15 protein-coding genes and 1 pseudogene are annotated in these 20,268 nt (G+C 69.7%); 10 read left to right on the top strand and 6 right to left on the bottom strand.

Going from position 1 to position 20,268, the window contains the following annotated elements:
• Positions 1 to 125 precede the first annotated feature (125 nt).
• Positions 126 to 1,325 (bottom strand): alpha/beta hydrolase family protein, encoded by a 1,200-nt coding sequence (locus tag B1H19_RS35190; protein WP_083108925.1) that lies wholly within the window; start codon positions 1,323 to 1,325, stop codon positions 126 to 128.
• Positions 1,326 to 2,323: 998 nt separating this feature from the next.
• Here B1H19_RS35190 and B1H19_RS35180 point away from each other — a divergent pair.
• Entirely contained in the window at positions 2,324 to 4,837 is a 2,514-nt protein-coding gene (locus B1H19_RS35180; protein WP_083108924.1) for a DEAD/DEAH box helicase, read from the top strand.
• Between the two features lie 52 nt (positions 4,838 to 4,889).
• Positions 4,890 to 5,759 carry an acyl-CoA thioesterase gene (locus B1H19_RS35175; RefSeq protein ID WP_083108923.1) on the top strand — a complete coding sequence of 290 codons (870 nt, stop codon included), beginning with the start codon at positions 4,890 to 4,892 and terminating at the stop codon, positions 5,757 to 5,759.
• Here B1H19_RS35175 and B1H19_RS35170 read toward each other — a convergent pair.
• Together B1H19_RS35170 and B1H19_RS35165 are read right to left on the bottom strand one after the other, a co-directional pair.
• Positions 5,690 to 6,676, bottom strand: coding sequence for a DUF6397 family protein (locus B1H19_RS35170; RefSeq protein WP_272482243.1), 987 nt, complete (start codon positions 6,674 to 6,676; stop codon positions 5,690 to 5,692). The two genes, B1H19_RS35175 and B1H19_RS35170, sit on opposite strands and share 70 nt — an antisense overlap.
• 115 nt (positions 6,677 to 6,791) lie before the next feature.
• Positions 6,792 to 7,199, bottom strand: a complete 408-nt coding sequence (locus B1H19_RS35165) for a roadblock/LC7 domain-containing protein (RefSeq protein WP_030071130.1) — start codon at positions 7,197 to 7,199, stop codon at positions 6,792 to 6,794.
• Between the two features lie 166 nt (positions 7,200 to 7,365).
• Here B1H19_RS35165 and B1H19_RS35160 point away from each other — a divergent pair, with 166 nt between their 5' ends.
• Positions 7,366 to 7,794: a PPOX class F420-dependent oxidoreductase gene (locus tag B1H19_RS35160; protein ID WP_083108921.1), complete on the top strand. Its 429-nt coding sequence runs from the start codon at positions 7,366 to 7,368 to the stop codon at positions 7,792 to 7,794.
• Between the two features lie 24 nt (positions 7,795 to 7,818).
• Here the strand turns inward: B1H19_RS35160 and B1H19_RS35155 are convergent, their stop codons facing one another.
• A complete protein-coding gene (locus tag B1H19_RS35155) occupies positions 7,819 to 8,433 on the bottom strand; it encodes a GTP-binding protein (RefSeq protein WP_083108920.1) in 615 nt (204 codons plus the stop codon).
• A gap of 248 nt (positions 8,434 to 8,681) precedes the next feature.
• On the opposite strand from B1H19_RS35155, the gene B1H19_RS35150 reads away from it, so the two are divergent.
• Together B1H19_RS35150 and B1H19_RS35145 are read left to right on the top strand one after the other, a co-directional pair.
• Positions 8,682 to 10,190 (top strand): purine-cytosine permease family protein, encoded by a 1,509-nt coding sequence (locus tag B1H19_RS35150; protein ID WP_083108919.1) that lies wholly within the window; start codon positions 8,682 to 8,684, stop codon positions 10,188 to 10,190.
• A complete protein-coding gene (locus B1H19_RS35145) occupies positions 10,187 to 10,798 on the top strand; it encodes a class I SAM-dependent methyltransferase (RefSeq protein ID WP_083108918.1) in 612 nt (203 codons plus the stop codon). The genes B1H19_RS35150 and B1H19_RS35145 overlap by 4 nt, the downstream gene beginning before the upstream one ends.
• A 46-nt stretch (positions 10,799 to 10,844) precedes the next feature.
• On the opposite strand, the gene B1H19_RS35140 is transcribed toward B1H19_RS35145, so the two are convergent.
• Positions 10,845 to 11,738, bottom strand: coding sequence for an oxygenase MpaB family protein (locus B1H19_RS35140; protein WP_083108917.1), 894 nt, complete (start codon positions 11,736 to 11,738; stop codon positions 10,845 to 10,847).
• A 182-nt stretch (positions 11,739 to 11,920) separates the two neighbouring features.
• Here B1H19_RS35140 and B1H19_RS35135 point away from each other — a divergent pair, with 182 nt between their 5' ends.
• Positions 11,921 to 12,727 (top strand): hypothetical protein, encoded by an 807-nt coding sequence (locus B1H19_RS35135; RefSeq protein WP_083108916.1) that lies wholly within the window; start codon positions 11,921 to 11,923, stop codon positions 12,725 to 12,727.
• 133 nt (positions 12,728 to 12,860) lie between these two features.
• Here B1H19_RS35135 and B1H19_RS35130 read toward each other — a convergent pair whose 3' ends face one another.
• The gene (locus tag B1H19_RS35130; protein ID WP_083108915.1) at positions 12,861 to 13,043 is read right to left on the bottom strand and encodes a hypothetical protein; all 183 of its coding nucleotides are present in this window, start codon (positions 13,041 to 13,043) and stop codon (positions 12,861 to 12,863) included.
• A gap of 175 nt (positions 13,044 to 13,218) precedes the next feature.
• Here B1H19_RS35130 and B1H19_RS35125 point away from each other — a divergent pair.
• From B1H19_RS35125 to B1H19_RS35110, 4 genes and pseudogenes are all read left to right on the top strand, one after another.
• Positions 13,219 to 15,051, top strand: a pseudogene (locus B1H19_RS35125) (SNF2 helicase-associated domain-containing protein); the annotation flags it as partial.
• A gap of 117 nt (positions 15,052 to 15,168) precedes the next feature.
• Positions 15,169 to 16,341 carry a site-specific integrase gene (locus B1H19_RS35120; RefSeq protein WP_083108913.1) on the top strand — a complete coding sequence of 391 codons (1,173 nt, stop codon included), beginning with the start codon at positions 15,169 to 15,171 and terminating at the stop codon, positions 16,339 to 16,341.
• Positions 16,338 to 18,977 carry a tyrosine-type recombinase/integrase gene (locus B1H19_RS40155; RefSeq protein ID WP_237289684.1) on the top strand — a complete coding sequence of 880 codons (2,640 nt, stop codon included), beginning with the start codon at positions 16,338 to 16,340 and terminating at the stop codon, positions 18,975 to 18,977. The genes B1H19_RS35120 and B1H19_RS40155 overlap by 4 nt, the downstream gene beginning before the upstream one ends.
• On the top strand, positions 18,974 to 19,561 hold the full coding sequence (locus B1H19_RS35110) for a DUF6262 family protein (RefSeq protein WP_083108912.1): 588 nt from the start codon (positions 18,974 to 18,976) through the stop codon (positions 19,559 to 19,561). The genes B1H19_RS40155 and B1H19_RS35110 overlap by 4 nt, the downstream gene beginning before the upstream one ends.
• Positions 19,562 to 20,268 lie beyond the last annotated feature (707 nt).

Below are 20,268 nucleotides of genomic sequence, written 5' to 3'. Positions count from 1 at the left end.
TCGCATGTTCTGATCGCGCCGTTGCCGCATGGCCGCTGACGCCCGGTCGGCCCGGCGGCTCAGCGTAGCGTCAGATGATCTCCGCAGGTCGCGCGGGTACGGCCGGGAGCACCGACACGACTGCGTCACCGGGCCGCGAGCACCTCGTCGAGCCAGTCGAAGACCTGCTGGTCGAACCGTGAGCGGTTCCAGGTCTCGCAGTGGCCGGCCGATCCCTCGTCAGCCGTGAAGCGGACCAGCTTCTTGGGGCAGCGCAGCGCGTCGTACAGCTCCTGGGCCTGCGCCGAGAGCGGGTCGTTCTCGGCGCAGGCGACCAGGGTGGGGCAGGCGATGGCGGCCGCCGCTTCCGCGAGGTGGTAGCGGCTCATCTCCACGAGGTACTCGCCGAGCGACTCCAGTCCGTGCACCCACAGCGCCCGCTGGACGAGCTTCCAGCGCCAGATCGGATCGTCGGCGACCCCGGCGAGATAGGGGTCCAGTTCCGCCGGATCGACCTTCGGCAGCCGCTCCCGGAGGTCGTCCGGCAGCGGCAGCGCCCTGCTGACCGCCGCCGGGTCCCACAGCCCGGGATCGGCGACCAGCGCGGCCACCCGCGGTTCGCCGCCGACCCCGCGCGGCGCGAGACAGCCCCCGAAGCTCCAGCCCATGACGGCGATACGGTCGGGATCTACCTGAGGCAGCGTCAGGACGTGGTCGACCACCGGCCGCAGCACCGTCTCCCAGTCCGGGCGCAGCGTACGGCCGTCCTCGATCAGCGATGCGCCCTGTCCGGGGCCGTCGACGAGCAGGCAGACATAGCCGCGGCGGAGCGCGGGCACGGCGTGCGACCAGTACATCTCGTGGATGTTGGAGTCATAGCCGTTGACGCCGACGAGGACGGGCCGGGGCGTGGGTCCGCTGTCGGGCGCGCACAGATATCCGGGCAGGCTGCCGCCCTCGAAGGGGATCGCCACGGGGTGCAGGGGGTGCGGGGCGAGCTCGGCGAAGCGGCCGAAGCACCGGCGCTCACGGTCGAACGCCTCGACCAGCCGCGGGTCGACGGGCGCCCCGAACAGCGGGAGGTAGGAGGCGCGGTAATAGGTGGTCGCCCGCAGATACGCCTCACGGGCGCTTACGCGGTGCCCCTGCTCGTCGCTCTCCCGCGCCCAGGACTCCACCATGGCGGCGGTGGCCGTCCACTCCCGGTGCCATCCGGCGGTGTCTCCGGGGAGGATGCGTCCCAAGGTCTTCTCGCACTCGCCGAACTCGGCGCCCCCACGGCTGCTCTGGGCGAGCGCCCGCTCGGCGAACGACTGGAACAGCGGATCGCTGCTGAGACGAAGCACGGGCACGGCTCCTTGGCAGTGCGATACGGGACGCCTCTACGGGACGCCCATACGGAACGCCTCACCCTTACCCTCGGCCGCCGCCCGCGGCCGCCCACCGGCCGCTATCCCCGGCGAATCCCCTCCGAACGGTCCATCGCGGGGGCGCACGGGCGACCCGGCCGCGAAGTCGAACCGTGCGCCCTTCCGCTCCCTGGCCCGTATCCGGAAATCGAGCATTTATGGCGCCCGCGAGATCGCCAGTCTCAGCGCGACCGTGCTGGTCAGCAGGAAGGCCCCCGATGCGGTCGGCGCCGTGCACGGAGCCGGGGTACGGGCAGCGGCACGCCGGAGAGCAGTTTGACGCCGAGCGGCCCCCCGGCAGCTCGACCGGCACCTCGCCGCCGAAGACGACCTCCTCGGCGCGGTCCGGAAATCGAATCCGAGCGAAATTCCACGGTGGCGGTGAAAACCCCGCTCATGGTGAGATTCGGTGGGAACCACACCGTGCAGAGGCGGCCCGGTTTTCCCTCACGGTTACTTTCCGGCACGGGCTGGATACCGTGCCGTTCGATCGCCGGATCACCGGCCCGCGCGGGCATCCGCCCGCCACACGCGGACTGGTCGAGGGGCATGGCTCTCCCGGAATGCGTGGCTGTGGCTGACTAGCGGCCCGGCCCGCCATGGCGCCGGCCGGCTCCGCAGAACGGTCTTCCGCACCGGAGATCCACCCGCACCCCGCGAATTCCCAGCCCGGCGAATCCACGGCAGACCTCCCGGACGGCGCCGCGTATCCGTCTGCGCCGGGGATGTCCGGCGAAAATATCGATCGTGATATGCAATCCCATGGAATTCACTCCTCTATCCGCCGATTTCCCCGCAATTCCAACGTAACCGCCCCCGCACGGCCCCGCGCCCCCGTCGGCGCACCCCGCCCGCGAGACCGCACGGACGGTCACACGATCTCCATATCTGCGGCCGGTTCCCTGATCCGGCCCCGGGCCAGGCAGTATGGGGGCGTGACCCTCATCGATCATCTGCCGAACGACGCCGACCCCGATGCCCTCTTCGAAGCCTTTTCGGGCTGGGCCGAGCAGCAGGGCATCGCGCTCTACCCTGCCCAGGAGGAGGCGCTGATCGAAGTGGTCTCGGGTGCGAACGTCGTCCTGTCCACCCCCACCGGCTCCGGTAAGAGCCTGGTGGCGGCCGGTGCGCACTTCACCGCCCTCGCGAATGACCAGGTCACCTTCTACACAGCGCCCATCAAGGCGCTGGTGTCGGAGAAGTTCTTCGATCTGTGCAAGCTGTTCGGCACCGAGAACGTCGGGATGCTGACCGGGGACGCCTCGGTCAACTCCGATGCGCCGGTCATCTGCTGCACCGCCGAGGTGCTCGCCTCCATCGCGCTGCGCGACGGTCGGCACGCCGACATCGGCCAGGTCGTGATGGACGAGTTCCACTTCTATGCCGAGGCGGACCGCGGTTGGGCCTGGCAGATCCCGCTGCTGGAGCTGCCGCAGGCGCAGTTCGTCCTGATGTCGGCGACGCTCGGCGATGTCGCGATGTTCGAGAAGGACCTCACCCGGCGCACCGGCCGCCCCACCTCGGTCGTGCGGTCGGCGACGCGGCCCGTGCCGCTGTCGTACGAGTACCGCACCACCCCGCTGACCGAGACGCTCACCGAGCTGCTGGAGACCCGGCAGGCACCGGTCTATATCGTGCACTTCACCCAGGCCGCGGCCGTGGAGCGGGCGCAGGCGCTGATGAGCATCAATATGTGCACGCGGGCCGAGAAGGACGAGATCGCCAAGCTGATCGGCAATTTCCGCTTCACCACCAAGTTCGGCCAGAACCTCTCGCGGTATGTGCGCCATGGCATCGGCGTGCATCACGCCGGCATGCTCCCGAAATACCGGCGGCTGGTGGAGAAGCTCGCGCAGGCGGGGCTGCTGAAGGTGATCTGCGGTACGGACACGCTCGGTGTCGGAGTGAATGTGCCGATCCGTACGGTGCTGTTCACCGCGCTGACGAAGTACGACGGCAACCGGGTGCGCACGCTGCGGGCCCGGGAGTTCCACCAGATCGCCGGGCGGGCCGGGCGGGCCGGATTCGACACCGCCGGTTTCGTTGTGGCGCAGGCTCCCGAGCATGTCGTCGAGAACGAGAAGGCGCTCGCCAAGGCCGGCGACGATCCGAAGAAGCGCCGCAAGGTGGTCCGCAAGAAGGCTCCCGAGGGCTTCGTCAACTGGGGTCAGAACACCTTCGAGAAGCTGATCGCCGCCGAGCCGGAGCCGCTCACCTCCCGCTTCCGGGTCACCCACGCCATGCTGCTGTCCGTCATCGCCCGGCCCGGCAACGCCTTCGAGGCGATGCGGCGGCTGCTGGAGGACAATCACGAGCCGCGCCGCAGCCAGCTGCGGCACATCCGCCGCGCCATCGCGATCTACCGGTCGCTGGTGGACGGCGGGATCGTGGAACGGCTGGCGGAGCCGGATGCGGAGGGCCGGATCGTCCGGCTGACCGTCGACCTCCAGCAGGACTTCGCGCTCAATCAGCCGCTGTCGACCTTCGCACTGGCCGCTTTCGATCTCCTCGACCCCGAATCGCCGTCGTATGCGCTGGACATGGTCTCGGTCGTGGAGTCCACGCTGGACGATCCGCGCCAGATCCTCGCGGCGCAGCAGAACAAGGCCCGGGGCGAGGCGGTCGCCCAGATGAAGGCCGACGGCGTCGAGTACGAGGACCGCATGGAGCGCCTCATGGACGTCGAGTACCCCAAACCGCTCGACGAGCTGCTCTCGCACGCCTACGGCCTCTACCGCAGGAGCCACCCGTGGGTCGGCGACCATCCGCTGTCGCCGAAGTCGGTCATCCGCGATATGTACGAACGCGCCATGACCTTCAGCGAGTTCGTCTCCTTCTACGAGCTGGCCCGCACCGAGGGCATCGTGCTGCGCTACCTGGCGAGCGCCTACAAGGCCCTGGACCACACCGTGCCCGACGATCTGAAGTCGGAGGACTTCCAGGACATCATCGCCTGGCTCGGCGAGATGGTGCGGCAGGTCGACTCCAGCCTCCTGGACGAGTGGGAGAAGCTCGCCAACCCGGAGGAGGAGACGGCCGAGGAGGCCATGGAGCACGCGGACGAGGTCAAGCCCGTCACCACCAATGTGCGCGCCTTCCGGGTGCTGGTACGCAATGCGATGTTCCGGCGGGTGGAGCTGGCGGCACTGGACAAGGTCGAGGAGCTCGGCGAGATGGACGCCGACTCGGGCTGGGACGCCGACGCCTGGGGCGAGGCGATGGATGCCTACTGGGACGAATACGACGACCTGGGCACCGGCCCGGATGCGCGCGGGCCCAGGCTGCTGCAGATTCAGGAGGACACGGCGCACGGGCTGTGGAAGGTGCGGCAGACTTTCGCCGACCCGAACGGTGATCACGACTGGGGCATCTCCGCGGAGGTGGACCTGGCCGCCTCCGACGAGGAGGGGCGCGCGGTGGTGCGCGTCACCGACGTGGGTCAGCTGTAGGGCGACGGCCTCGACCGAGGTCGTCGAGGGATGCGACGGAGGGCCACCGGTCATGACCAATCCCGCCGAGAAGCTGGTGGATCTGCTCGATCTCGAGCAGATCGAGATGAACATCTTCCGGGGCCGAAGTCCGCAGGAGAGCCTCCAGCGGGTCTTCGGCGGGCAGGTCGCGGGCCAGGCGCTGGTGGCGGCCGGGCGGACCACCGAGGGGGACCGCCCGGTCCACTCGCTGCACGCGTACTTTCTGCGGCCCGGCCGTCCCGGGGTGCCGATCGTGTACCAGGTCGAGCGGGTCCGCGACGGGCGGTCCTTCACCACCCGCCGGGTTGTCGCCGTCCAGCAGGGACGCACGATCTTCAATCTGACCGCCTCCTTTCATCAGCCGGAACCCGGCTTCGATCATCAGTTGCCCATGCGCCGGGCGGTGCCCGACCCTGAGGACCTGCCCACCGTCGCGGACGAGGTCCGCGAGCATCTGGGCGGTCTGCCCGAGACCCTGGAGCGCATGGCGCGCCGTCAGCCGTTCGACATCCGGTATGTCGACCGGCTGCGCTGGGCACCGGAGGAGATCGAGGGTGCGGAGCCGCGCAGTGCGGTGTGGATGCGCGCGGTGGGGCCGTTGGGTGACGATCCACTGGTACACACCTGCGCGCTCACCTACGCCAGCGATATGACGCTGCTGGACGCCGTCCGCATCCCGATCGAACCGCTGTGGGGCCCTCGGGGCTTCGACATGGCCTCGCTCGACCATGCGATGTGGTTCCACCGTCCGTTCCGCGCGGACGAGTGGTTCCTCTACGACCAGGAGTCACCGATCGCCACCGGCGGCCGGGGACTGGCCCGGGGACGGATCTACGACCGGGAGGGCAGAATGCTGGTCTCGGTCGTCCAGGAGGGGCTGTTCAGAAAACTCGGCGGCTGAGGAGGCCGGACCGTGGACGGCCGCCGGACCGCAGGCGGCCTGCGGACCTCGGACGGCTGCCGGACAGCAGACGGCTGCCGGAGCGCGGACGGTCGGCGAACCGCCGATGGCTGCGCCGGGTGTCGGTGCACCCGTCCGGGGTCTTCTTTGCGGGCGGTTTCCAGGGCGCGGGAGAGATTGACGCGGTACCACATCACCTCGTCGAACTCCTCTGCGATCAGAACCCGTTCGAAGGATTCCCGGGCGGCGGCGGTCGCCGTGATCACCGAGGCCAGAACCGGCCTGAGCCGGCGGAGCAGTGACCGCTCCTTTGGGTCGGCGGCCACCGAGGCCAGTTCCTCCGGCGGGAGTACGGCGGCGATCACCGCCGCCGACTCCCAGGGGTCGTGCGTCTGCCCCATCAGCTGCGCCACCCGCCGCGCGCGCCACTGCCGGGGGCGCCAGTCGCGTCCGCCGTCGAGCGTCACCCGCATCGCGGCGGGAAAGGTGCCGTGCAGCAACTGCGGCTCCCGATCGGCGAATTCGGCGATCTCGGCGGCGAGATAGAGCCAGACCACCGCGCCGTAGCGGTTCACATAGAACCTGACCGGGCCGAAGCAGCCGGCCCGGGTCAGCCGCAGAAACCGCCCGGGGCCGATGCGCATCAGCTCGGCGCCCTCGTTCGTCCCGACCGTACGGATGCGCTCGCGCAGCGCGTCCGGGAAGCCGGGCTGGGCCTGGAGCCGGGCGATCTCCCCGGCGGCGACGCGGCGCCGCCCGAGCGGTCCCGCGGCCCCCGGCCGGTCTTCTGTCCCGGCCGGGACCGTGCGTACCTCCCCGAGCTGGGTGGCGAGCTCGAACTCGCCGCTCCTCAGCTGGAGTTCCTGGGCGGCTCGCCCCACGGCGAAGGTCTGCTGCCCGTCACACATCACTGTCATGTCGATTCCCCCCGCAACACAGTCGCTTGCGCCGATGACGTCGATGCCGCCGACGCGTCAATCACTGACAGTCACGACTGTAGCTGCAGGCTGTGACAGCGGGTCAACCGTCGCCTCAAGCCTGTGGATAACTCTCCGGCTGGCGCACCGCGACGCCCAGATGCTCGCCCACGCGATTGACCAACAGCGTCATCTCATAGGCGATCTGTCCCATGTCGGCGTCGGCCCCGGCCAGGACGCACAGGCAGCTGCCGTCCCCCGCCGCCGTCACGAACAGCATCCCGTCGTCGAACTCGACCATCGTCTGGCGCACCCGTCCGGCCCGGAAGTGCAGCCCCGAGCCCTTGGCCAGGCTGTGCAGTCCGGAGGCGACCGCCGCCAGATGTTCGGCGTCCGCCTTTTCCAGTGCCTGACTGGCTCCGGTCACCAGTCCGTCGTTGGAGAGCACCATCGCGTGCCGTACTTTCTCCACCCGTTTGGTCAAGTCGTCCAGCAGCCAGTCCAGTCCGCTGCTCAGTGCCATGCCGCTTCCTCCCCGTATCCCCGTCCGCTTCCTTGACCGGACGGCAGTGCGCAGTCGGTGCGCGACTGCCGTGCCAGCCTGTCCCACGTCCGCCGTCTGGGCAAGCGGGTCGGCAGTGCGGCGTGCCCGTCCCGGTCCCCCCACGTCGCGGCGGGAGGATGGCGGCATGGCACAGAAGATGACCAGGGATCAGTGGCACACGTTCCTTTCCGAAGGCACCCGGACCGGCAAACTGGCGACCGTACGGGCCGACGGCAGCCCACACCTTGCGCCGGTGTGGTTCCTCATGAACGGCGATGAGCTGGTGTTCAACACCGGGAAGGAGACGGTCAAGGGCCGGAATCTGGCCCGGGACGGCAGAGTCGCGCTGTGCGTGGACGACGAGCGGCCGCCGTTCTCCTTCGTGGTGGTGCACGGCACGGCGGAGCTCAGTGAGGATCTCGCCGAGGTGCGGCGCTGGGCGTCGCGGATCGCGGCCCGTTACATGGGCGAGGACCGCGCGGAGGAGTACGGAGCCCGCAACGGCGTACCGGGCGAACTGCTCGTACGGGTGCGGATCGACAAGGCGGTGGCCGTCGCGGACCTGGCGGACTGACCTGGGCGGCGGGCGGGCGGCTCGCTAGCCGGCCGGGCGCACCCGCCGGGCGGTGTGCCGCCGCCCGGCGTGCTCGACCAGGCGAATCAGCACTTCCTTTCCCGAGTCGCGGTCCCGTGCGTCGCACAGGACCACCGGCGTGCCACGGTCCAGGTCGAGAGCGCGGGCCACCTCGTCGGCGCCGTAGGACCGCTCCTGCGCAAAGCAGTTGACGGCGACCAGGAACGGGAGGGCGCGGCGCTCGAAGTAGTCCACCGCCGGGAAGCAGTCCGCCAGACGGCGGGTGTCGGCGAGCACCACGGCGCCCAGTGCGCCGTCCGACAGGTCGTCCCACAGGAACCAGAAGCGGTCCTGGCCGGGGGTGCCGAAGAGGTAGAGGGACAGGCCCTGTCGGATGGCGATGCGGCCGAAGTCCATGGCCACCGTGGTGGTGCTCTTGTCGGCCACGCCCCCGGTGACGTCCAGAGACTCGCCGGCTTGGCTGAGCCGTTCCTCGGTGCGCAGCGGGCGGCTCTCGCTGACCGCTCCCACCAGGGTCGTCTTGCCCGCTCCGAAGCCGCCCGCGACCACGATCTTCAGGCCCAGGGGGGAGTCGGGGCCCGGCCGTGCGTCCTCCCGGGCCCCTTGTGCAGCGTTCATGGGACGTCTCCTCCAGGATGCGGGCAGCACGCGTCACGGGGTGTACGGATGCAGGGCTCGGCAACGGGAGCCCCCGGCGGCCACGGCGCCGTCCGGAAATCCGTAGCGAGGACCGTACCTCCGACCGATGGCGGTTACCTTCCCTTTCAACAAAACCGCGTGGGTTCTCCTTCCGGCGCTCCCGGTGGTGCATTCTCCGCGGGATATATGCCCTGCGGCCGGCTCCCGTCGTGGGGGATCATGAGCGCATGACGCAGCAGCAGGAACGGGAGCCGGGCGCGCTGCATGCCGGTGCGCCCGCCTCGGCACGTACCGTCGAGCGGCACGGCATCGAACCGGTCCCCGCCTCCGAACGCCACGGCACGCCCCGGACGCTGTTCTGGCCCTGGGCGGCGTCGGGGCTGTCGCTGCTGTGCATCGCCTACGGGAGCTATCTCATGGGCCTCGGGCTCAGCCCGTGGCAGGCGGTCGCCACCGGGGCGGTCGGCTATGTGCTGTCGTTCGTCCTGGTCGGGCTGGTCTCCATAGCCGGGGCGCGGACGGGCGCGCCCACCATGGCCATCGGCTGGTCCTCCTTCGGCCACCAGGGCAACAGGCTGCCCACGCTGTTCAGTTATGTGTGCAACGTCGGCTGGGAGACCGTACTGGTCGCGCTCTCCTCTCTGGGCGGCGCCGCCATCTTGGCCAGGCTCTCGCCCGGTGCCTTCGCGCGGGCCGACGGGACGACGCCCACCACGGGGGCGCAGGCGCTGTGCTTCGGTGTGACGGCGGTGGCGGTGGTGGTCGTGGGGATCTTCGGGCATGCCCTGATCATGAAGGTGCAGAAGTATCTGACGGCGGCGATCACCCTGATGACCGTGGTGTACATGGTGCTGATGGCCGACCGCATCGATCTCTCCGCGCTGGGCGCCGGCCGGCCGGGGGATCTCGGTACGTGCATCGGGGGCGTCGTCTTCGCGATGACGCTGCTGGGGCTGGGCTGGGTCAACTGCGCGGCCGATTACAGCCGTTATCTGCCGAAGGCGAGCAGCGGCCGGGCCATCACCGCCTGGACGACCTTCGGCGGGGTGCTGGCCCCGGTGGTCCTGCTGGTCTTCGGGGTGCTGCTGAACGCCGGCGACCCGGCGCTGGCGAAGGCCGCGGCCGCCGACCCCGTGGGCGCCCTCGCCACCCGACTGCCGACCTGGTTCCTGGTGCCGTATCTGCTCACCGCCATCGGGGGCTTCGCCTCCGGGGCGATCATGGACATCTACAGCTCTGGCATGTCGATGCTGGCGCTGGGCATCCCGCTGCGGCGGCATACGGCCGTTCTGGTGGACGGTGTGCTGATGGCCGCGGGCGGCTGGTACGTGCTCTTCGTCTCGCCCAGTTTCTTCGCCACGTTCCAGGCGTTCCTGTCCGTCATCGGGGTGGCGATGGCCGCCTGGACGGCGGTCTTCCTGGTGGAACAGTGGCGCCGCCGGGCCGGTCCCGCCCCGGGGGCCGTACAGGCGGTGGGATGGCCGGCGGTGCTCTCGCTCGCCGTCGCGACCGCCGTCGGACTGGGGCTGATCACCTCCGCCGACCCCAACATCGCCCGGGCCGTGGGCTTTTTGCTCACCGAACGCGCCGCACACGGCACGCTGGGCGCCATGAACCTCGGCGTCGTGGTGGCCCTGGTCCTCGCGGGCATCCTGTATGCCGCGACCGCCGCGCTGGCCGACCGCGGCGCATCCGTGCCCGACCCCGCCCGTGCCGCCCCCGGAGGAGACCGATGACCGACCACCACGCCGACGATCCGCACGACGTCCGCGCCTTCTTCGGGCCGCGCGCGGCCGACTGGGACAGCAAGTTCCCGGGCGACGGCCCCGCCTTCGCCGCCGGTGTCGCCGAACTCGGCCTCCAGGAAGGCGACAAGGTCCTGGATGCCGGCTGCGGTACGGGCCGCGCCCTCGAGGCGCTGCGGGCGGCCGTGGGGCCGCGCGGGACGGTCCTGGCGGCCGATCTCACCCCGGAGATGCTGCGCGAGGCCGTACGGGCCGGACGGGACCGCTACGCGGCGCTGCTGCTCGCCGATGCCACCCGGCTTCCGCTGCCCGACGGCGCGCTGGACGCCGTCTTCGCCGCCGGGCTCGTCTCGCATCTCGCGGACTCGGCGGGCGGTCTCGCCGAACTGGCCAGGGTCGTCCGCCCCGGTGGCCGCCTGGCGCTCTTCCACCCCATCGGCCGGGCGGCCCTCGCCGCGCGCAAGGGCCGCCCGCTCACCCCCGGCGATCTGCGGGCGGAGCCGAATCTGCGGCCCCTCCTGGCCGGCAGCGGCTGGGACCTGGTCCGCTACGTGGACGAGGACGCGCGCTATCTGGCGCTGGCGGTCCGCCGGGGGTGAGCCACCGAGGCACCGGGCCACCACCGGGGCGCCGGGCCACCACCGGCTACCGGGGAGCGGGCCCGTCGGCATGCGGCAGCGGGCAGCCACCCGCCCGGGGCGCGGGGAAGGTGCCCAGTTCGGCGACCCGGAACCCGTTGGGGTAGCCCTTGATCTCCGGGTTCTGGCGGGCGTAGTGCGGGCGGCGGCGCGGCGGCAGCAGCCGTACGGCCTTGGCGCGCAGCTTGAGCGCGCCGCGGACGGCCGTGCGAACGGCCGGGCGGGGGTGCTCGTAGCGGAAGGCGTCCAGCAGCGTGTCGTCCAGGAGGGCCATGCTCGCGCCGCGCACCAGGGGGGCGAGCGGGCCGTACCAGCCCGCCATCAGGTCCAAGGTGGCGTCCGAGACCTTCCGGGCGCCCTCGTCCCAGCCGAAATGGGCGGCTTCGTAGGCGTCCAGGAAGCGTTCGAAGTCCTCGAAGGTCTGCGGGATTTCGGTGATGCCCATATGGCGGCCGAGTGTGCGGTAATAGGCCGCTATGGCGCGTTTTTCGTGCTCGCTGAGCCGGCGCCAGCCGTACTGGTCGATCCAGCGCTGGGGCACCACCACGAACGTGGACAGGACGTACCGCATGTCGTCGTTGCCGATGTCGTAGCTGCGGTGCATCTGGTTCATCCGACGGATCGCGGTGCGCCCGTCCGCTCCGTCGAAGCCGTGCTCCAGGACGGCGTCCAGGAGGAGGGCGGTGTCGTCGTAGCGCTTTTGCGTACGGCGGGTCAGTTCCGCCGTCTCGGCGAGGAGCCGGCCGATGCGGGGAACGGCATAGGTGCGGTAGAGCGCTAATTCCAGGGCCCTGGTGATGTCCCAGGGGAATTCGTGGGCGGCGGTGATCCGGTAGATCCGCAGAAAGTCGCGTTCCGGATCGAGCCGTCGGATCTGCTTCAACCAGTCGTATCGCTGCACCTGGTATCCGTCCTTTCGCCCGTTGACGCACCAACTTTACGAGCACGGCGCGGCTTCTGACCGGTTGGAGAATCACATGTGTGCAGCGTACGGCGGGTGACAAGGCCGTCCCCGGCGAATTAAGGTGCGCCGACGTATTCCGGACGGGGATGTTCCGGAGGGATCCGACAGGGAGGCGCCGCGTGGCCACGACCGAGAGCGCCGACAGCGACAGCGATCAGCTGTTTGTGCTGACGGCGGTGATGCTGACGCCCGCGCAGTTTCCGAGCGTGCTCGGTGACGACTACCCCGAGGTGTGTGCCTTCCTCGGGCTCGAACCGTATGCCGAGGGGTACGGGCTGGTCCTCGGGCAGGACGGCAGCGGCGCGCGCTGGACGGTGGTGACCGAGGACGCGACCCTGGTGGCGTGCGCGATCGCCGCCTGGGACTGCGGAATGGAGTACGACCTCTCGCCCGGGGAGGGCAGCATCGTCGGGGCGCTGCCGGGCTGGCCGCTGGCCCTCGCCGTCTCGGCGCCCGGGGTGCCCGAGCCGCACGATCCGAAACCGCAGGACGGGGATCCGGCCCCGCTGAGCCCGCCGGACGCCGAGGAGTGGGGGCCCGCCCAACGGCGCCTGGGCGCGGACGAGATCGCCCTTCAGTGGGCGGCGTGGCGCGAGCAGGTCGACGACGAGGCGGCCTTTGCCGAGCCGGGTGACGGCGAGAGCGAGGACGACAGCACGCACCTGGGCGTGCGACGGGTGCTGAAGGAGGCGCGCGGCTATCTGACCGAGCCGCCGCCGCCCGGCCGGGTGCGGTCGTCGTTCGCCGCGGGCGAGGCGCGCACGCTGCGGGTCGACGGGCCCGGGTGGAGCATGGTGGCCCGCACGGACGACATCGCGTTCGTGCTGCTGGACGAGGAGCCCGGCGAGGTGCACCCTGTGGGCCGCGGGCCCGAACTGCCGGGGCTGCTGTCGTCGTTGGACAAGCTTGCGGAGCGCCCGGTCTAGGGCCTGTCCGACCCTGACCCATCGGACAGTCCCTAGGGCAGTCCCCAGGCGGGCAGACAGGCCGAAGCGGGGCCGGGACGGCAACCGTCACCGGGCCCCGCGGGCTCTCGCCGGGCCCCGGGCGGCCCGGCCCTCAGCGCCCTATCTCCTTGCGGCTGACGCGGCGCAGCCGGCGCCGCTGGGAGGGGTCGAGCGTCAGATAGGCGACGGCCGGCACCCCGATCATCACCAAGAGGGCCGCCCAGAAGGGCAGCAGCCACAGCAGGATCACTCCCACCGCGATGCCGCCGACCGCGACCTTCGCCTGTGTGGACATCCTTCACGCCCCTTCCGCGGCGCACGCCGCACTCCGTGTATTCCATTGAACGCCGAATGCGCGCCGCAGGTTCCCTCGGGAGGTCCCTTCGGACGTCATACGGCCCTCTGCCGGTCGGTCCTGTACCCTCGGGCGCTCCAGGCGTCAGTAGTCAAACTTGAGGAGTCCGTACCCAGTGGCTTTTCCTCCCGATGCCCCACCCGCTCAGCTCGCCGCGCTCACCCGGTGTGCGGCGGTCTTCCTGCCATCGGACCCGCCCCGTGCCGGACGGATCGCGTTCTGGCGGCCCGACGGCGAACCCGTCGGGGCCGCCGGGCCCGAGGGTGAGGTCGCCGTCGCCCTGCCGGACGAGGACGACGTCGTGGCCGTGTCCGCCGTCCCGGCCGTGATCCTTCCGGTGGCCGCCGCGGTCCCGGTCCTCACCCGCGCCCGTGCCTCCCGCGGCGCCCATCCGGCGGCCGCCTTCTGGGGCGCGGCGTGCGTCCTGGCGCTCCAGCTGGCCGCGCGCGGGCGGCTGCTGCCCGGCCTGACCGCCGACGACCACGACGCCTGGCGGTTGGGCCCGCTGGACGCGACCGACCTCGCGCGGCTGCGCGACCTGGCCGCCGCCATGCCGCCGTACGCCCATGCCACGCCCCTCCCGGACACCGACCCGCTCGAACTCCCGAAGCCGGAGCGCCATCTGCGGGCCTTCCTGGACGCGGTCGCCGACGGGCTGCCCCGTACTCCCGCCGCGGCGCTGGCCACCGAGGGCCCGGCCTTCGCGGCCCAGGCCCCGCAGCGCCTCCCCGGGCAGCGCGCCTGGGCCGCGGACGTCGCTGCCGGTCATGACGCGGGCGTACGGATCTCGCTGCGGGTGGAGGTGCAGGGGATGGACGCGGCGGATGCGGCCGAGGGGATCGCCGACGGGGCACGCTTCACCGCCGTCCTCCAGGTGCACAGCCCCACCGATCCGGCGCTGGTCGCCGATGCCGCCGAGGTGTGGGCCGGGGCCTCCACGGCGGGGCGGGCGTTCGGGCCGCGGGCCAGGATGGACACCCTGCTCGCACTCCGCCGGGCGGCCGCCGTCTGGCCGCCGCTCACCCCGCTGCTGTCCGCGGCCGTGCCGGACGCGCTGCCGCTGGCCGACGAGGAGATCGCCGAGTTGCTCGGCTCCGCCGGACGCGCCCTGGCCGCCGCCGGAGTGGAGGTGCACTGGCCCCGGCAGCTGACCCGCAAGGTCACCGGACGGGCGGTGGTGGGACCGCTCGGCTCCTCGGACGGGACCGCGTCCGGGCCGCCCTCGCTGCTGTCCGCCGAGGCGCTGCTCTCGTTCAGCTGGCGGTTCGCGGTCGGCGACCAGGAGATCGACCGGGCGGAGCTGGAGCGGCTCGCCGAGGCGGGCCGTCCGCTGGTGCGGCTGCGCGACCAGTGGGTGCTGCTCGACCCGGAGGCGGTGCGGGCCGCCCGCGACCGCCGGGACCGTAAGATCACGCCGCTGGACGCGCTCGGCGCCGCGCTCACCGGAACCGCCGAGGACGAGGGCGGCGAACGCGTGGCCGTCGCGGCCTCCGGGTGGCTGGCCGAGCTGCGCGACCGGCTCGCCGACCCGGAGCGCCCGGGCGCCACGGCGGTTCGGCAGCCCGCGGCGCTCGCCGCGACGCTGCGCGACTACCAGTTGCGCGGGCTTTCCTGGCTGCACCGGATGACCTCGCTGGGACTGGGCTGCACCCTCGCCGACGATATGGGGCTCGGCAAGACCATCACGCTCATCTCGCTCCATCTCCACCGGCAGACCCATCCCTCCTCGACGGGCCCTACGCTCGTCGTCTGCCCCACCTCCCTCATGGGCAACTGGCAACGGGAAATCGAGACGTTCGCCCCGGGCACCCCCGTACGCCGCTACCACGCCGGGCTGCGCAGCCTGGCCGACCTGGCCGAGAACGAGTTCGTGCTGACCACCTACGGCACGATGCGGCGCGATGCCGCGCGCCTGGCGGCGGCGGGCTGGGGGCTGGTCGTCGCCGACTTAATCAACCAGCAATCCATGTGTGTGGAATGTGCGTGAGCACCCGTATCTGAGGGTCTCCTACTGCGTTAACCGCCCTGGAAGTTGATGTGCGGCACGTGAGCGAAGGGGGCCCGGATGCTGAAGGGGTTGATCGTCGGGGACATCCGTGTGCAGGAGGTGGTCCGGGGTGATGGTCGGGTCGAGTACACCATCCTGCAGCCGGGCGGAGAGGTCCATGAGGCTCCAGATGGCTATCTCAGGTCACTGACCGCCGGTACCAGCCGCACCTACGCCTACTTGCTGGTCGATCACCTTCGGTGGCTGGTCATGGAATGCCTCGACTTTCCGACCGCCACGTTCCCTGATCTTGAGCGGTACATGGGTGCGGTCGGGGCGGAGTATTCGGGCCCGTTCGGGCAGCCATGGCGCATGGACAAGGAGCCGTACGGCCAGAGCACGCTGGAGGTCGCGGCAGCCTGTCTGAAGGGCTTCTACGCATTCCTCGCGAAGCGCGGGGTGAGCACGGAGCTTGGGGAAGCGCTGGACCAGAAACGGCTCCCGACCACGGCTGACCGACGGCGGGCCTTCCTGGGGCACACCCTGCAGTCGGTGCCGGCCAATCCGCTCTCGCCGACCAAGAAGGTGCGCCGCCGCCACCCCAAGATGCTCCCAGAGGGCGCGAAGCAGGGCCTGCCGGGGACACTGCGTTGGGCACGCGACCGGATGATCGTCAGCTGGTTGAGTGACGGGGGCTTCCGAATCGGCGAGCTCTGCGGGCTTCACCTGGTGGACCTGCACCTTCGCAAGAACGCCGACTGCGGTGAGTGCAGGGAGCCCCACGTCCACATCTGCCATCGTGAAGCGAACGCGAACCGCACTCGTGTCAAGGTCAAAGACACCTGGGAGCTGAAGAACGGCATCGTGCGCGGTGGGACCGTCCGCCGTGTCAGCCCCGGCATGACCCACACCTACTTCGACTACATGACTACCGAGTATCCGAGCCAGGCCCGTCACGGCATGCTGCTGGTCCAGCTCCAGGGCCCGCGGGCTGGCGAACCACTCGCTACCGCGGCAGCCCGCGGCATGTTGAAGCGCGCAGGCGTCCGCCTAGACCTCGACGAGGTGCTGCCGAAGGAGTTCCGGCACTCCTTCACATCCGAAGTGCTGGATGCGGCCAAGGGCAACTCGGTGATCGCCAAGGAGGCTGGCGGCTGGAGGTCGGCAGCCATGGTCGATGAGGTCTACGGTCACGTCGACATCCATGATCCGGTGTTTGTCGCCGCGTTGGAGAGGACGTGGGACCTGTGACGAGCGCCCGGGGCCGTTCTCGGAAGGAACACCGCAAGCAGGCCAAACCGCGTCTGAGACTCCTCAGCCACGACGTTCCCGCGCGCGAGTGGCGGGATCGCCTCGAGTTACTGGAAGCGCTGATCAGCGCACCAAACTTCGATCCCGTGCTGCGGGGCGACGTCCTACAGATCCCCCGGGACCATCCCCACCTCGGCTGGGGGTGCCAGGTCGCCCAGTGCGAACGCGTGCGGGGCGAATGCGGTCTCTTCTGCCAGCGGCACCACCTTGAGTGGAAGCAGGCCAAGGCCGCGGGCGTCGGAAAGCCGCAGTTCCTCCGGGAGGCGTCCCCGATGCCGGTCGCAATGGGGCGGCGTCGGCAGCGGTGTCTGATCTGCCCCGAACGCGGCACTCTCAAGCAGGAGCCGCCCCTTTGCGGGTCGCACTACTCCAAGTGGGTGGACGCGGACATGCCTCCGTTGAAGGACTGGTGCAGCACCCAGCATCCCGGGGCGAGTTACGGGCCCTGCGCCGTCGTGATCTGCGACGAGCCTGCGTCTTCGCCGTTGAGACTTTGCTACGGCCACCGCGGCCGCTACGTCGAGAACGACCGGCCTGGCGGAGCCCGCCTCTCTAAGCGCTGGGCAGCCGATTATGAGTGCACCGGTCAGCCGCCCATCGTTCGGTTCGACGACGAGAGCGAGTTCCAGCGGTGGTGCGAGACGGCACGGTCGGTCCGTGTCACCGGCCAAATCTGCCTGGAAGGGCTGCCCAAGCTGGCCGCCGCTGAACTGAAGTGGGGCCTGTTCGACCACTACCAGCAGGCCCAACCCAGCCGCTGGTCCCTCGGGTCCGTCCAGCGCACTGCCCGGGCCTGCATGAATCTCGGCATCAAATCATTCGCCGACTTGGAGCACCCGAAGGTGGCTGGCCTTCCCCCATACCAACGAGTGATCATCCGGGGGATTCGAGAAAGCCTCCGGAAGATCTACTTCACCCAGGAGGACACGAAAGAGGCGGGATTCATCGAGACGGTTCACTTCGGACGCCGCCTCGATCACGCGTCCAGCTACATGGACCTCACGCCCATCCCACAGCGGTGGCTGCGTGACCTGCTCTGGGAATACTTGGCCGCCCAGCTCAGATCGCCGAAGTGCCCGCGCAGCCGAGGCCCTTTCGACGCGGCCCGCCGCTCGGTCGTCCAGCTTGGCACCTACCTGGCTGCTGAAGTTCCGCAGGCCGACGAGAGTCCGAAGCAACTGACGGAGAAGCACACCGAGGCATTCGTGGCGGACATACTGCACCGCGAGCGCGAAGGGCTCCCCTCTCTGGGGCTGTTCCACTCCGCCACCGGTAAGCCGACGATCGTGACCAGCAACCAGCGGCGGTCTACCTTCACTGGCCTCCACAAGATTGTCTACTGGGCCCTCGAGTCCGGGCAGTCGGAGGCCATCGGCCTGCCCCGGCTCTTCATCACCGCCATGCCTACCGGCGGAAAGGATCCCAAGATCTCCCGGAATCCGTTCACGGATGACGTTGCCCGGGCTCTGGCTGACGAGCAGAACCTCCAGCAGTTCGCAGTCCAGTTTGATCCGCAGGACTTGGGCCTGCGCGACATCTGGGAGACCCTCGTCTTCACCGGTCGGCGCTGCAGCGAGGTTGTCAAACTCCGGCTGGACTGCATTGGGCGCTACGGCAACTTCCCGTTGCTTTGGCACGACCAGACCAAAGTCGGGAACTTCAACGACGCGGTCCGGATCCCGGAATACCTCTTCGCGAGGCTGGAGGAGAGAAGGACAAAGACGCTCAAGCGGTTCGAAGAACATCACGGGCGCATGCCGACCCGAGATGAGCGCCCCAAGCTGGCCCTGTTCCCCTCTCCGGCCTGCAATGCCAACCGCCGGAAGTCGCTGTCCTACGGACACTTCCAGATTTGCTTCTCCGATTGGGTTGACGTTCTTGACCTCGGTGCTGTTGTCGCCCACCAGGCCCGGCACACCATGGCCACCAAGCTCCTTCGCCACGGCGCATCCCTCGCCCACATTCGTCGCTACCTCGGCCAGGTCTCCGACCGCATGGCCGAGCACTACGCCAAGGTCGCCAACTCGGACCTCGAAGACGTACTCCAGGCGGTCTGGGTGGCGGGCCCAGGCTCGGCATCCCCAGGTGAGCTGCTGTCCGGGGACCAGCCTCTCGCCCAGCACGAAGCCATGGCGCTGGCGCTCGATCTCAGCCGCCGCAGCACCCCCGCGGAAGGCGGCTTCTGCACCTACCAACCCGTCGTTGACGGCGGCGTCTGCCCCTGGAATCTGGACTGCGAGAACTGCGACAAGTTCGTCCTTTCCGGGGCCGACCTGGTCTACTGGCGCCGCAAGCAGCAGCAGCAGCAGTGGCGGTCCATCGCGGAGCGGGCCCCCGACGACACCACCGCGGACTATCTTCACAAGGTCTTCGAGCCGACCGCCCGCGCGATCGACGGCCTAGAGCGAGCGCTCGCTGGCATGGGGCTACTCGAGGAGGCACTCTCGCTCGACCTCCGGCGTCCCCAGGACTATTTCGAGCGTGTCTGGAGCACCGCCTTCCGCGCCGCTGACCTGGCCAGACTCGCCGACGAACCCGAGCTTTCCGACGAGCCTGAGCTCTCCGGAGCGTCATGACCACGGGACCCGACCAGACTGCTGCGGCGATCGCCGCCCGCCGCCGGACCGCCGACCTCATGAACGGCCGGGTCCGCCAAGTGCTCACGCAGATGCGGCGCGAACGCGCGAAGATCACCTTCGCCGCCGTCGCGCGGCGAGCTGACGTGTCCCGCACGTTCCTCTATCAAAACGACGAGGCCCGCCGACTCGTCGAGGGCGCCGCCGCAGAGGCCGCCGGCCAGTTCACCAAAGATGAGTCAGCCAAGGCTGCCCAACTTGAGGCTTCTTGGCGAGAGCGCGCCCTCAACGCAGAAGAGCTCCTCAAGGCCGCTGGTGACGAGATCCGCTCGCAGCGTCGCCAGCTGGCCACGTTGCTCGGCCGCGTCCGCGACCTCGAAGTCAATCTCCCCGCTGACGCGGTCCAGAGATTGGTCAGCGAAAACACCACGCTGAAGGTCCAGTTGAGGCAGCAGAAGCAGGACAACCGAGCTCTTGAAGACCGCCTCAAGGGCGCACGGGACAACAACCGCTTCCTCGACAAGCGCATCGCCGACCTCGAGGCCGAGCTCCTCCGAGCCCGTGAAGGACAGGCCGATCAGTGATCGTCTGCAGGCTGGACTGCCCCACCGACTGCTTCGACGACTTCACTGACCTCGACGACTGGCTGGCCGAGGACTCGCCCCGCAGAACGGATTGGATGCTCCAAGCGGTACTCGTCGTTGGTGGGGTTGGTCATCCCGAGGTTTTCTGAGCGAATACATGACCGGGCATACCAGGAGGCACGGGAGATGGGAATTTAGCCTTTTTCGCACAGTTGCCGCAGCAGAATAGGGACAGATCCTCATGCTCCGCGTAGTCGAACACCGCGTCTGGGTCACATTCGAGAAACTTGCTGATCATCACTGTGGCCTGATCGGGGTGGATGTCAAATCGCATTAGACAAGCCACCAACCATTGACCGTTGCCCTTGAAGTAGAGAACGGTGTTGGTGGGTTGAGCGCACGCGATGCAAGTGGGGTTCATGATCTCCTCACTGTTCCTTGGCGCAGAACGGCGTGTTATTTGCTGCCGTCTGTTATCCGAGCAGGAGGACTGCCACCGCTTCCTCCCACCGAGACGCCGAGGGCCATTGCGGCAACGCCGACTATGTTTCCAGTGTGCGCCCCAATGTCTCTGAGCTGCCACTCGGTGGAAGCCGCAGCCACAGGGGCCACATGCCGACGGCGCAGCGTCCACGACGCGCTCCGACGCTGTCGTCCTTCAGCCCCTGGGTCGTACTCCGAATGGGTGGGCTTGGGACGGGTCTCAC

This window comes from Streptomyces gilvosporeus (assembly GCF_002082195.1).
Lineage (GTDB): Bacteria > Actinomycetota > Actinomycetes > Streptomycetales > Streptomycetaceae > Streptomyces > Streptomyces gilvosporeus.
The sequence above is the reverse complement of the archived record's forward strand: the minus strand, read 5'-3'. Positions and strand labels throughout refer to the sequence as shown.